General features: G+C 62.6%; 12 protein-coding genes and 1 pseudogene. 8 read left to right on the forward strand and 5 right to left on the reverse strand.

Going from position 1 to position 13,144, the window contains the following annotated elements:
* Nucleotides 1–22 precede the first annotated feature (22 nt).
* Nucleotides 23–763, forward strand: coding sequence for a hypothetical protein (locus KI235_RS29605; RefSeq protein ID WP_013694559.1), 741 nt, complete (start codon nucleotides 23–25; stop codon nucleotides 761–763).
* A 51-nt stretch (nucleotides 764–814) separates the two neighbouring features.
* Here KI235_RS29605 and KI235_RS29610 read toward each other — a convergent pair whose 3' ends face one another.
* Together KI235_RS29610 and KI235_RS29615 are read right to left on the reverse strand one after the other, a co-directional pair.
* A complete protein-coding gene (locus tag KI235_RS29610) occupies nucleotides 815–1,714 on the reverse strand; it encodes a DMT family transporter (protein WP_003206882.1) in 900 nt (299 codons plus the stop codon).
* A 233-nt stretch (nucleotides 1,715–1,947) separates the two neighbouring features.
* Nucleotides 1,948–2,805: an SDR family oxidoreductase gene (locus KI235_RS29615; protein WP_003206884.1), complete on the reverse strand. Its 858-nt coding sequence runs from the start codon at nucleotides 2,803–2,805 to the stop codon at nucleotides 1,948–1,950.
* 188 nt (nucleotides 2,806–2,993) lie between these two features.
* On the opposite strand from KI235_RS29615, the gene exbB reads away from it, so the two are divergent.
* From exbB to KI235_RS29645, 6 genes are all read left to right on the forward strand, one after another.
* The gene (gene exbB, locus KI235_RS29620; RefSeq protein ID WP_003206886.1) at nucleotides 2,994–3,965 is read left to right on the forward strand and encodes a tonB-system energizer ExbB; all 972 of its coding nucleotides are present in this window, start codon (nucleotides 2,994–2,996) and stop codon (nucleotides 3,963–3,965) included.
* Between the two features lie 6 nt (nucleotides 3,966–3,971).
* Nucleotides 3,972–4,400, forward strand: a complete 429-nt coding sequence (exbD, locus tag KI235_RS29625) for a TonB system transport protein ExbD (RefSeq protein WP_003206888.1) — start codon at nucleotides 3,972–3,974, stop codon at nucleotides 4,398–4,400.
* Nucleotides 4,397–5,152, forward strand: a complete 756-nt coding sequence (locus tag KI235_RS29630; protein ID WP_003206889.1) for an energy transducer TonB — start codon at nucleotides 4,397–4,399, stop codon at nucleotides 5,150–5,152. The genes exbD and KI235_RS29630 overlap by 4 nt, the downstream gene beginning before the upstream one ends.
* Nucleotides 5,153–5,473: 321 nt before the next feature.
* Nucleotides 5,474–6,394 carry a hydrogen peroxide-inducible genes activator gene (locus KI235_RS29635; RefSeq protein WP_003206891.1) on the forward strand — a complete coding sequence of 307 codons (921 nt, stop codon included), beginning with the start codon at nucleotides 5,474–5,476 and terminating at the stop codon, nucleotides 6,392–6,394.
* Nucleotides 6,395–6,403: 9 nt separating this feature from the next.
* The gene (gene recG, locus KI235_RS29640; RefSeq protein ID WP_013694564.1) at nucleotides 6,404–8,479 is read left to right on the forward strand and encodes an ATP-dependent DNA helicase RecG; all 2,076 of its coding nucleotides are present in this window, start codon (nucleotides 6,404–6,406) and stop codon (nucleotides 8,477–8,479) included.
* Between the two features lie 79 nt (nucleotides 8,480–8,558).
* Nucleotides 8,559–9,959, forward strand: coding sequence for an aminoacyl-tRNA deacylase and HDOD domain-containing protein (locus KI235_RS29645; RefSeq protein ID WP_003206896.1), 1,401 nt, complete (start codon nucleotides 8,559–8,561; stop codon nucleotides 9,957–9,959).
* A 152-nt stretch (nucleotides 9,960–10,111) separates the two neighbouring features.
* On the opposite strand, the gene KI235_RS29650 is transcribed toward KI235_RS29645, so the two are convergent.
* Entirely contained in the window at nucleotides 10,112–10,492 is a 381-nt protein-coding gene (locus tag KI235_RS29650) for a hypothetical protein (protein ID WP_003206897.1), read from the reverse strand.
* Between the two features lie 535 nt (nucleotides 10,493–11,027).
* Here KI235_RS29650 and KI235_RS29655 point away from each other — a divergent pair.
* Complete coding sequence (locus KI235_RS29655; RefSeq protein ID WP_003206899.1) at nucleotides 11,028–11,411, forward strand: DUF6124 family protein; 384 nt, start codon at nucleotides 11,028–11,030, stop codon at nucleotides 11,409–11,411.
* Between the two features lie 97 nt (nucleotides 11,412–11,508).
* Here KI235_RS29655 and KI235_RS30585 read toward each other — a convergent pair.
* Both KI235_RS30585 and tagQ read right to left on the reverse strand, forming a co-directional pair.
* A pseudogene (locus KI235_RS30585) lies at nucleotides 11,509–11,601 on the reverse strand (DUF4381 domain-containing protein); the annotation flags it as partial.
* Between the two features lie 575 nt (nucleotides 11,602–12,176).
* Complete coding sequence (gene tagQ / locus KI235_RS29660; RefSeq protein WP_003206902.1) at nucleotides 12,177–13,115, reverse strand: type VI secretion system-associated lipoprotein TagQ; 939 nt, start codon at nucleotides 13,113–13,115, stop codon at nucleotides 12,177–12,179.
* Nucleotides 13,116–13,144: the final 29 nt, after the last annotated feature.

Consider the following 13,144-nt stretch of genomic DNA (forward strand, 5'->3'; position numbering starts at 1 on the left):
TTCGTCTTGAAAGGATTCCACCATGCGCAAAGCGCTTGCTCTCTCGCTGGCAGCCCTGCTTCTGGGCGGCTGCGCCAGCGACCCTGCCGACCGTGACATCAGCGGCACCTGGATCAACCAGGCAGCCATCGACGCTGCCGCCAAGGGCGGCCCGCTTCGCGAAGCGCTGCAGGGCTATGGCCCGAACCTGGAATGGGACGTCAACACCCGGGCCGGTCAGGCGCGCTACACCAACGGTTTTGAAAACGTCGAAGGCAAATTGCTGGGCGAAGAAGACGGCGCCTGGAAAGTCGATTTCTACGGCAGCTCCGCCAGCGAACTCAAGCGCGATGGCGACCAGTTGAGCCAGGCCGCCACCGAGAACGAACCGCAGCAGGTGTTCGATCGCGCACAAATCCAGGTACCGGAAGGCGCGCCCATCGGTGCCAGTTTCGAGCGTGCGCTGTATGCCGCCTACCTGGGCGGCACCTGGAACATCGCCAGCGGCCCCGGCCAGGGCGCCACCGTGCAGTTCCAGCCCGACGGCCAGGTCAGCGGCCTGCCGGGTGCCGATCGCTACGCCTTGTGCCTGGCCGGCGATTGCGCCTCCATGAGCGGTGGCAACGACAACATCTGGCTGCAACAGAACGGCCAGGGCAACACCTGGATCTTTGCCCGCGACGGCAAGAAGCTGGAGATCTTCCAGACCGTCAACGCCGCGCTGGCCGATGAAATGCCTTCGTTCACGCCGGGCACCCGGCGATGGTTGCTGGAAAAGCAGTAAAGGATAGGGCGCTTTGAAATAACTATACGAGCGCCCTCTCCCGGCAAAGGTTCACGCGCGAGACGGGACAGGCTTTTTTCTACCCAGGCGGATCAGCTCATTGGAGAAACACAGCCCAAGGATGATCAGTAGTGCGCCCGGGTACAGGCTTTCGCGCGGCACTTCATTGAGCACAACAAATGCCAGCAGTGCGGCGAACAGCGGCTCGGTCAGCTCCAAGGCTTGCACCTGGGATGGCTTGAGGTACTCGATTGCCTTGGTGGTGCAAAAAAAACCGAGGATGGTCGGCAGCGCGGCCAGCGCCAGCAGTGCGGCAATCGCCCAGGGCGACAGCTCACCGATCACGAAGCCGTCGGCAGAAGCCGGCATCAGCAAGTACAGGCTGCCGAAGAACAGCAACTGACGAGTGAAGTGCAGCCCACCGGACACGCCCATCCGTTTCATGGCCACCGAAAACGCCCCATAGCCGCAGCCCGCCATGGACGCGAGTGCAACGCCTTGGAGCGTGAAGCCTTGCTGTAGATCGGCGCCAAAGATCACCGCGATTCCGGCGATCGCCAAGGCGGCACCCACAGTGGCGTTCGCGGTGATCGCATCCTTGAGGATGATGCGTCCGAGCACAATCGAGGAAATGGAAGCACTGGCCATCAGCATCACCACCACACCCGCCGCAGCGTAATGCCGATAGGCAGCCGTTTCGAAGTGGAACAGCACGAAGATACCGAGAAACGCGCAGATCGCCGCCTGGGTCCATTTGGCCGTCGTCGCCGGACGCTTGATAAACAGCAGCAAGGCCGAGAGCAGCAGACAACCCAGGACAGTCTTTATGACGGCGACACTGCTGGCGGTGAAACCATTGCTCATGAGCACTTTGCTGAGCACGCCTATCGTGGCGTTAAGTGCGGCGGCGGAGAGTGCAAAGATAACGCCTTTGCTGAAACTGGCTTGCATTGATGACGGTCCTTGTCGCTGTTAGGTCATTCGACGGGATGTTGGCCCACATCGACGACGCAAAAGATGACTGAAACGGTTGCGGGTGGCCTGCAGATAACTCTTGGCTTCGGCAAGCAACGGATAATGCTCGGCGAGCTCGATGAACCAAGTCAAGACCTGGAAGGTAAGAACCCAAGGACTAGCCCTTGGCGCCGAACGACATCATCGAGCACACGCCGAGCGGACCCGTGTCAGCAGCGCCCTTCCAGAATCGCCGCATACCCCTCGCGAAAACTCGGATAACGCGGCGCCCAGCCCAAGGCCTTCGCCCGGGCATTGCTGCAGCGCTTGCTGCCGGCGCGACGCACACTGGCGTCTTCGGACCACTGGGTGACGCCCATGTATTCACGCAACCAGCCCACCACCTCGGCCAGCGGCGCAGGGGCGTCGTCGACGCCGATGTAGCAATCGTCCAGCACCTGGCCCTGGCGATCAGCCTCCAGCAGGAACGCCAGCAAGCCGGCGGCATCGTCGGCGTGGATGCGATTGGCGTAGAGCGGTGGGTCGATCACGACGCGATAGCCTTGGCGCACCTGACTCAACAACCATTCCCGCCCCGGCCCATAGATGCCGGTCAGGCGCACGCGGCTGGCCGGGATGCCACTGTCCAAGGCCACTTGCTCGGCTTCGAGCATCAGCCGACCGGAATACCCGCCGGCCACGGTTGGCGACGTTTCATCCACCCATTCGCCCTGCTGTTGCCCATAAACGCTGCTGCTGGACACAAACAGCAGACGCTTGGGCCGCTGCCCATGCTGCTTCAACCAGCTCAACACATTCTGCAACCCTTCGACATAAGCCGTGCGATAACCCGCTTCGTCATGGTCGGTGGCCGCGGCGCTGTACACCAGGTAATCCAGTGACCCGGTGGGCCAGTCGGCGGGGCATTGCTCGCTGAACAAATCCCCCGCCACCCCGATGACGCCCGCTGGCAGCTTCGAAACCGTGCGCCGCAGGCCATGGACTTGCCAATGCTCGGCCACTAACTGGCTGGCCAGGCGGCCGCCGATATCACCGCAGCCGGCGATCAAAACAGAAGGCGCGGACATCAAGAACTCCTCTGGCAAAGCCGCAGACTAGCCTTCGCAGGGGACGAGCGGCTAGCCATGCGACAAAAAAAGTAACTGTATTACTTTTGTTAACAAGAATTAATTGCAATAATGCCCACCACTTTTGTTCTCGGCCCACGAGGCCTGGAAGAACATCAACCTTCTTTTTCCTCTCAGGTCCGGCCAGCATGAAACGCTCTCTATCCCCCGCTTCGCCAACCAATCGACCTCGTGCCTGGAGCACGGTAGCCGCCCTGCTGTTCAGCCTGCTGCTGGCACCGGCCGCCGCATTCGCCGATGCACAGACGCCCGCCACGACCCCGGCCACCGTACCAGCTGCTGCCCAGGCACCGGCCGACCCGGCCGCTCCCGTTGCCACGCCTGTCGCCACCGAGCCGGCCCAAGCCGTCGAAGCCGACGCACCTCAAATGCTCGAAGCCGACAACTCCCTGGGCATGGCCCACGACCTGTCGCCATGGGGCATGTACAAGAACGCCGACATCATCGTGAAAATCGTGATGATCGGCCTGGCCATCGCCTCGATCATCACCTGGACCATCTGGATTGCCAAAGGCTTCGAGCTGCTGGGTGCCAAGCGTCGCTTGCGCGGTGAAATCGCCGCCCTGAAAAAAGCCACCACCCTCAAGGAAGCCAGCGTCACTGCCGCGAAGGCAGGCACTCTTGCCAACCTGCTGGTGCATGACGCACTCGAAGAGATGCGCCTGTCGGCCAACAGCCGCGAGAAAGAAGGCATCAAGGAACGCGTGAGCTTCCGTCTCGAGCGCCTGGTCGCCGCCTGTGGTCGCAATATGAGCAGCGGCACCGGCGTGCTCGCCACCATCGGCTCTACCGCGCCGTTCGTCGGCCTGTTCGGCACAGTGTGGGGCATCATGAACAGCTTCATCGGCATCGCCAAGACCCAGACCACCAACCTCGCCGTCGTCGCACCCGGCATCGCCGAAGCCTTGCTGGCAACGGCCTTGGGCCTGGTCGCGGCAATCCCGGCCGTGGTGATCTACAACGTCTTCGCCCGTTCCATTGCCGGCTACAAGGCCCAGGTCTCCGACGCTTCGGCCGAAGTCCTGCTGCTGGTCAGCCGCGACCTCGACCACCTGCCGCCCGAGCGTGGCTCGCAACCGCACATGGTGAAAGTGGGGTAATCGGCCATGGGCCTGCATTTGAAAGAAGGCGCAGACGACGATCTGGCCGAGAACCACGAAATCAACGTCACGCCGTTCATCGACGTGATGCTGGTGCTGTTGATCATCTTCATGGTGGCCGCCCCGCTCGCCACCGTGGACATCAAGGTTGACCTGCCGGCGTCGACGGCCAAGCCCTCGCCACGGCCGGAGAAACCGGTGTTCCTCAGCGTCAAGGCCGACCAGCGCCTGTTCCTGGGTGAAGACGAGGTCAAGGCCGAAACCCTCGGCGCTACCCTCGACGCCAAGACCCAGGGCAAGAAAGACACGACGATCTTCTTCCAGGCCGACAAAGGCGTGGACTACGGCGACCTGATGAGCGTGATGGACGCACTGCGAGGCGCCGGCTACCTGAAGGTCGGTCTGGTCGGACTCGAGACGGCGCCCAAGAAATGATCACGACGCGCCAAAAGCTGACGCGTTACAGCGGTAGCCTGGCAGTGGTGCTGGGCGTGCATGCGCTCGCCATCGCCCTGGCGCTGAACTGGACATCACGCGCGCCCATCGAATTGCCTCCCCAGGCAATGATGGTCGAGCTGGCGCCGGTACCCGCCCCACCGCCACCGGCACCGCCCAAAGTCGTCACACCGCCGCAACCTCCCGAGCCGGTCGAAGAACTGCCGCTGCCCAAGCTTGCCGAAGCGCCGAAGCCGGAGATTTCCGTGCCCAAGCCGGTCAAGCCCAAGCCAAAGCCGCAACCGCCCAAGCCCAAACCGGTGGAGAAAAAGCCCGAGCCGCCGAAGGAACAGCCGTCGGAGCAGAAGCCCAGCGACACCCCGCCAACCCAGTCAGTCGCCGAGAAGTCCGCGCAACCGGCGCCTGGCCCGTCGCCTGCGCAATCGGCTGCCAAGGCCAATTGGCAGGGCACGCTGTTGGCGCACCTGGGCAAGTACAAGGAGTACCCGCTCAGGGCCCGGCAGATGAACAAGGAAGGCACCAACCGCCTGCGCTTCGTGGTAGATGCCGAAGGTAACGTGTTGTCGTTCGAACTGGTGGGCAGCTCCGGCACGGACTCCCTGGACCGGGCCACCCTGGAAATGATCCGCAAAGCCCAACCGCTGCCCAAGCCGCCGGCCGAGCTGCTGACCAACGGCACCATCGAACTGACGGCACCGTTTGTGTACTCCATCGACAAGCGCCGGCGCTGACCTCAATTACCAGCCCCTGCAACAGGGGCTTGCTGTTCCTGGTAAGCGGTTTGGAGTGCAGGGCATTGGGAGCAAAGCCATCTGTGGAGCCAGGGCATCTGTGGGAGCAAAGCTTGCTCGCGATACAGGCACCTCGGTTCCAGCGAACACCGCGTTAACTTCATCGCGGGCAGGCCTTGCTCCCACAGACAATTCCACATTCTTGAATAAATCCCTGGCCACACAGACATTGGACAGTGTCACACCGCACCCCCAGTCTGATAACGTGCGTCTATCGATTGCAGCCGGTATGCTTGGCTCGCAACTTCACGGACGCTCGCCATGACCCTCACAGAATTACGCTACATCGTGACCCTCGCCCAAGAGCAGCATTTCGGCCATGCGGCCGAGCGTTGCCACGTCAGCCAGCCGACGCTCTCGGTGGGCGTGAAAAAGCTTGAAGACGAACTCGGTGTGCTGATTTTCGAGCGCAGCAAAAGCGCCGTGCGCCTGACTCCCGTAGGCGAAGGCATCGTGGCCCAGGCGCAAAAGGTCCTGGAGCAGGCCCAGGGCATTCGCGAACTGGCCCAGGCCGGCAAGAACCAGCTGACCGCCCCGCTGAAAGTCGGCGCGATCTACACCGTTGGCCCGTACCTGTTCCCGCACCTGATTCCGCAACTGCACCGGGTCGCCCCGCAGATGCCGCTGTACATCGAAGAAAACTTCACCCATGTGCTGCGCGACAAGCTGCGCAACGGCGAGCTGGACGCGATCATCATCGCCCTGCCGTTCAACGAAGCCGACGTCCTGACCCTGCCGCTCTACGACGAACCGTTCTACGTCCTGATGCCGGCCCAGCACCCCTGGACCCAGAAAAAAACCATCGACGCCGCCCTGCTCAACGACAAGAGCCTGCTGTTGCTTGGCGAAGGCCACTGCTTCCGCGACCAGGTGCTCGAAGCCTGCCCGACCCTGACCAAGGGCAGCGAAGGCGCCAAGCACACCACTGTGGAGTCCAGCTCCCTGGAAACCATCCGCCACATGGTCGCCTCAGGCCTGGGCATTTCGATCCTGCCGCTGTCGGCGGTGGACAGCCATCATTACGCCCCCGGCGTGATCGAAGTCCGCCCACTGACGCCGCCCGTGCCGTTCCGCACCGTTGCCATCGCCTGGCGCGCCAGTTTCCCGCGGCCCAAGGCCATCGAGATCCTCGCCGACTCGATCCGTCTGTGCTCCGTGGCCAAGCCGCCCGCTGGCAAGTAAGCCACGGCCATGACTGAGCTGTCGAAAGTGCCGGTCACGACACTCAAGGGTGTCGGTGAAGCCATGGCCGAGAAACTGGCCAAGGTCGGCCTGGAAAACCTCCAGGACGTGCTGTTCCACCTGCCGCTGCGTTACCAGGACCGCACCCGCGTGGTGCCCATCGGCCATTTGCGCCCGGGGCAGGATGCGGTGATCGAAGGCACCGTCAGCGGCGCCGACGTGGTCATGGGCCGTCGGCGCAGCCTGGTGGTGCGCTTGCAGGACGGCACCGGCGGGCTCAGCCTGCGCTTCTACCATTTCAGCAATGCACAAAAGGAAGGCCTCAAGCGCGGCACCCGCGTGCGCTGCTACGGCGAGGCGCGACCCGGGGCTTCGGGGTTGGAGATCTATCATCCGGAATACCGCGCCATCACCGGCGACGAACCGCCGCCCGTGGATGAAACCCTGACCCCGGTCTATCCGCTCACCGAAGGCCTGACCCAACAACGCTTGCGCCAGCTCTGCCAGCAAACCCTGACCCTGCTCGGCCCCAGCAGCCTGCCCGACTGGCTGCCCACGGAACTGGCCCGGGATTACCACCTGGCGCCCCTGGCCGATGCGATCCGCTACCTGCACCATCCGCCCGCCGATGCCGACGTCGACGAACTCGCCCTCGGCCATCACTGGGCCCAGCACCGCCTGGCGTTCGAAGAACTGCTGACTCATCAACTGTCCCAGCAACGCCTGCGCGAAAGCCTGCGTTCCCTGCGCGCCCCGGCCATGCCCAAGGCCAGGGATCTGCCGGCCCGCTACCTGGCCAACCTCGGTTTCACCCCCACGGGCGCCCAGCAACGGGTCGGCAACGAAATCGCCTACGACCTGAGCCAGCCCGAGCCGATGCTGCGGCTGATCCAGGGCGATGTCGGCGCTGGCAAGACCGTGGTCGCAGCCCTGGCAGCGCTGCAGGCCTTGGAGGCCGGTTATCAGGTGGCGCTGATGGCGCCCACCGAGATCCTGGCCGAACAACATTTCATCACCTTCCAGCGCTGGCTCGAACCGTTGGGCATCGAAGTCGCCTGGCTGGCCGGCAAGCTCAAGGGCAAGAACCGCACAACCGCCCTGGCACAGATCGCCGAAGGCGCGCCGATGGTGGTCGGCACCCATGCGCTGTTCCAGGACGAAGTGCAGTTCAAGAACCTGGCCCTGGTGATCATCGACGAACAGCACCGCTTCGGCGTGCAACAGCGCCTGGCCCTGCGGCAGAAAGGCGTGGGCGGACGGATGTGCCCTCATCAACTGATCATGACCGCGACGCCGATCCCGCGGACCCTGGCGATGAGCGCCTACGCCGACCTCGACACCTCGATCCTCGACGAACTGCCCCCTGGCCGTACACCGGTCAATACCGTGCTGGTCACCGACACCCGACGGGTGGAAGTGATCGAGCGCGTGCGCAGCGCCTGCGCCGAAGGGCGGCAGGCTTATTGGGTGTGCACCTTGATCGAGGAGTCGGAAGAATTGACCTGCCAGGCGGCCGAAACCACCTATGAAGACCTCACTGCCGCACTCGGCGAGTTGAAGGTCGGGCTGATCCACGGCCGCATGAAACCCGCCGAAAAAGCCGCCGTCATGGCTGAGTTCAAGGCCGGCGCCCTGCAGCTATTGGTCGCGACCACGGTGATCGAGGTGGGCGTCGACGTGCCCAATGCCAGCCTGATGATCATCGAAAACCCCGAACGGCTGGGCCTGGCGCAGCTGCACCAACTGCGCGGCCGCGTCGGCCGGGGCAGTGCCGCCAGCCATTGCGTCCTGCTGTACCACCCGCCGCTGTCGCAGATCGGGCGCCAGCGTCTGGGGATCATGCGCGAAACCAACGACGGTTTCGTCATCGCCGAAAAAGACCTCGAATTGCGCGGCCCCGGTGAAATGCTCGGCACGCGCCAGACCGGTCTGCTTCAATTCAAGGTGGCCGACCTGATGCGCGACGCCGACCTGCTTCCCGCCGTACGCGATGCCGCCCAGGCGCTGCTGGAACGCTGGCCCGACCACGTCAGCCCGCTGCTGGATCGCTGGCTGCGTCACGGGCAGCAATACGGCCAAGTGTGAGCACGCGCTCAGTTTTCCGGACGCGCGTACCGGACAAGCTGGTTATACTGACCAACTTGTAGGAAAACGGATACAGACCATGACAGAAGCTGCCCTCGTCCCCGAATCCCCGCACGCTCCGTCTGTTATTCGGCTGTTGCTCGAGAAATTGGGCATCGGCTTTGACGAAGTGCTCGAACGCCCCGGCCTGAACCCAGCCCGCAAAGTGCAGGCGGTGTTGCTGCACGATGCCGTTGGCGCGCTCATGGTGCTGTTTCCGCAAAGCCAGCTGCTGGACCTCAACCGCCTGGCCGAACTCACTGGTCGCAAACTCACGGCAGTGCCGACCGAACGTCTGGAGCGCATGCTCGGCAAGCACAGCTTGAGCCTGCTGCCCGGCCTGCCGGCGCTCACCAGCTCGCCCTGCCTGTACGAAGAAAGCCTGCTGCGCGAACCGAAGTTGCTGATCAACTCCGGTGAGCCGGGGCTGTTGCTGGAAGTCACCAGCGAAGCGTTCAAGACCATGCTCACCAAGGCCAGCGCCGCGACGTTCGGCGAAGCCGTGAGCAACATCACCCCCAACCTGGACCGCCCGCACGACGACCGCGCGGAAATCACCCAGGCTGTGCAGGCGTTCACCGCCCGGCGTATCCAGCAACGGCTGGAAGAAACCATCGAGATCCCGCCGTTGGCCGAGACCGCGCAGAAAATCATCAAGCTGCGGGTCGACCCGGACGCGACCATCGATGACATCACCGGCGTGGTGGAAACCGACCCGGCCCTGGCCGCGCAAGTGGTGAGCTGGGCGGCATCGCCCTACTACGCATCACCCGGCAAGATTCGTTCGGTGGAAGATGCCATCGTGCGGGTACTGGGCTTCGACCTGGTGATCAACCTGGCGCTGGGCCTGGCCTTGGGCAAGACCCTGAGCCTGCCCAAGGACCACCCGCAACACACCACGCCGTACTGGCACCAGTCGATCTACACCGCCGCCGTCATCGAAGGCCTGACCCGCGCCATGCCGCGTGCCCAGCGTCCCGAAGGTGGCCTGACATACCTGTCCGGCCTGCTGCACAACTTCGGTTATCTGCTGCTGGCCCACGTATTCCCGCCGCACTTCTCGTTGATCTGCCGGCACCTGGAGGTCAACCCGCACCTGTGCCACAGCTACGTGGAACAGCACCTGCTGGGCATCAGTCGCGAGCAGATCGGCGCCTGGTTGATGCGCTACTGGGACATGCCCGACGAACTGGCCACCGCCCTGCGCTTCCAGCACGACCCGCACTACGACGGCGAATACGCCGCCTACCCGAACCTGGTATGCCTGGCCGTACGCCTGCTGCGCTCGCGAGGGATCGGCTCCGGCCCGGACGAGGAAATTCCCGATGCATTGCTCGAGCGCGTAGGCCTGTCTCGGGACAAGGTCAACGACGTAGTCAGCAAAGTGCTCGAGGCGGAAGTGCTGCTGCGCGAACTGGCCTCGCAGTTCAGCCACGGCTGAATAGGCTCGCCCGGTCATTTGATCTTTCCCACGCTCTGCGTGGGAATGCATCCCGTGACGCTCTGCGTCACATCTCAGAAGCGGAACGCGGAGCGTCCCTGGCGACATTCCCACGCAGGAGCGTGGGAACGATCAAACATGGTCCGCTCGATTTAAGTCTTCTTAGACTTCTTCGGCTTCAGGTATTTGGTCAGCCCCTGGAACCAGATCACCAGCGCCGGGTTGCCCTTGATCTGGATCGACTTGTCCTGAATCCCCGTCATGAACGCCAGTTGCTTGTTCTTGGCCTGCATCGTGGCAAAGCCATAGGCGGCGTCCTTGAAGGCGATGGCGAACGCAGGCTCCGGGTAGGTGCCGGACTGGCTGGTGATGCGCTGGTTTTTCACGGTGAAATGCCGGGCGACCTTGCCGTCCAGGGTTTGCAGCTGAAACACCAATTCCTTGTCGCCCAACTGCTGCTGGAACGCCGGATTGGTCCGACTGGCCTTGCCCATCAACAACCCCAGCATCCACAGCAGAAAACGAAATTTCATGGGCACAGCCTCGTGATGAAAGATGAATGGCTGGCAGTTTAGCGATTCTTCGGCGTAACGCCATCATCGGATCGCTTTGGCGGAAGATAAGCTGGTTTTCGCGAAAGATGACTGCCAAGTCACGAAACCAAAAATCAAAAGATCGCAGCCTTCGGCAGCTCCTACATCGATTTCCGTAGGAGCTGCCGAAGGCTGCGATCTTTTGATCTTTTTGCCCTCCTGTTCCTCGGACATTTCCTTCAAAACGCCGGGCTGTTCATGAACTAGGCAGCGCTTACGAGCGCCGCTAACCTCTGTTCGTCATCGCAAAAAACGGTGACACGGACGTGCAAGTCCGGTACATATCGGCGCGCAACTGCTACACCAAACGGCTCATGCCCGTATTGGTGTGTTTATGGCGGCTGCGCGCGGGAGACTCTCGAGGTCTGCCGGGGTCCGATATGCCCGGTCTTGCACACCCGCGCGTAGCTGCCACCTCTTTCGGTGCAACGAAAGGTGGCAGCCTTCATTCAATTACATATCGGGTAATGCATTTATGTTCAAGGTCACTCCAAATCCGCCGCAAAGCGGCCACAAATCCCGCGTCCAAGCGCAGGAAGAAAAAAAGCTAGATGACGCCGCCACCCGCGCCCTCGACTACTACCTCAACCCCAAGCCCGACTCACCGCCCGAACCCGACAAAAACCAACTCTTCATTGTGTCCCCCCACATCGACACCGAAACCCTGCTGGCCAACGCCTCCGAAGACCTGCTCTCCATCAGCACCATCGCCGCCGACCTGGCTGACGACGTGGATGACTCACGCCGCTGCGTGGCCCTGGCGATCAGCCGCATGGCCGATGGGGTTCAGCTATTGGTTGAGCGGGCGTTGGATCATCTGGAAACCAAGGAGATGGCGACGCCTGGGGCCAAGGGGTAGCGTTCGTATTGATGCAGACTGGGCCGACGCCATCGCGAGCAAGCTCGCTCCCACAGGGGGGAGTTGGGTTGTCGCGGATACCACAGTCAACTCAAAACAACTGTGGGAGCGAGCTTGCTCGCGATAGCGGAGTGTCAGACAACATTGATACCGACTGAGCTGACGCCTTCGCGAGCAAGCTCGCTCCCACAGTTGGATCGGGGGTATGGCCGGAGAGCCAGGTCGGCTATAAGGCCGCCTCGCGAGCAAGTTTTGCTCCCACAGATCCTGCTGGAACAGATCTGACGGGTGTACGACCGGGAGAGCCAGGTCGGCTGTTAGGCCGCCTCGCGGTGGACGTTGATCTCGGCGCCCCGTTAACCACGATGGCCGAACGCAGGCATTGCGCAGTGGGCATCCCGGCATGGATGCCGGGATAGCCGCGCTGGGCCATGGATGGCCCTTCGCGGCGGGCCCACGGAGCAATACCTTCGTTCAGGCATGCCGAGCCTAAGCGAGGCACCAAGTGGTGGGGCATAAAGCGCTTTGGTTACTTTCGACTGGGCCGGCTTCCGGGCTTTTCGAAAGTGACCCGCCGTAAGGGCGGAACCCTAAGCCGCCGTTACCGCAACAACGGATATGCCCCCAAAAACAACAGTGGGAGCGAGCTTGCTCGCGATGGCGGCGGGTCAGTCGACATTAATGCCAACTGAACCGACGCCATCGCGAGCAAGCTCGCTCCCACAGGTTTTAGCTGCTGATCAGCGAGCAGCCGCCATCACTCAATCAAACATTCGGGCAAGGAACCGGTGCCCAGTCGCCCAGGTCCGGGTTTTTGCACATGCTGTTGACCTGAGTGGTACCGGCGCTAGCGACCTGCTTGCTTTCATCCTGCTTGGCCTTGGCGGTCTGCAGGGTTTTCTCGGTGGTCACCGCTTCTTTCGGCACGACTGGCAGTTCTTTCTTCTTCGCCGGCGTCACTTTCTTCTTGGTCTTGGTGCTGGTCTGCGCCACGACCGGCGTGGTATCGGCGGTAGCCACGGTCACCACGTCAGTACGCTGCACACCCACTTGCTGCAGGTCTTTCTCGTAAGCCTGGGTGTAGTTGTTCAGGTCTTCGGAAGCCTTGCCGTTGACCGCGACAATCAGGTCGTTCGACTCTTTCAGGCCGGCGACGATTTCTGCCAGGCGCTTGCGGCCTTCAGTGTCGTTGACGGTCTTGGCCTTGCGGTCGGCAACCAGTTTGCTGAACGCGTTCTGGTAGCACTGCTGCGAAGTCTTGGCGTAGGCGGTGCTGCGGTCGATGTCGGAGACGCTTTTGTTGACGTCGGCGGCGTAGGACGCGATGCGCTGGTTGTCATCGGCGATCTGCTTCTGGCGCTCGGTGTAGTAACCAGCTGCACCACCGGCCAGGGCGCCGCCCGCGGCACCGATGGCGGCGTTGCGGCCACGGTCTTCCTTATCCGCGGTCAGGGCACCCAGCAGTGCACCACCAACCGCGCCGACGGCAGCGCCGGTGACCACGGACTTGGTCATGTTGCCTTCGGTGGAGCGCAAGTGCTGCACCGGCTCGTAGCAGTTCGGGTAGTACTCGACCTTGGTGCTCGAGGCGACTTTGGAAGTCGGCGACGTGGCGCAGCCGGTCAGTACAGTGCTGAAGCCGACAGCGACCATCAGCAAGTGACGCTTGGAAACCGAAGCAAATGGTTTACGGGAGAAAAGCATAGTTGTGTTCTCGTTTAAGTGTTGACCAG

This window comes from Pseudomonas sp. St386 (assembly GCF_018325865.1).
GTDB classification, from domain to species: Bacteria; Pseudomonadota; Gammaproteobacteria; order Pseudomonadales; family Pseudomonadaceae; genus Aquipseudomonas; species Aquipseudomonas brassicacearum.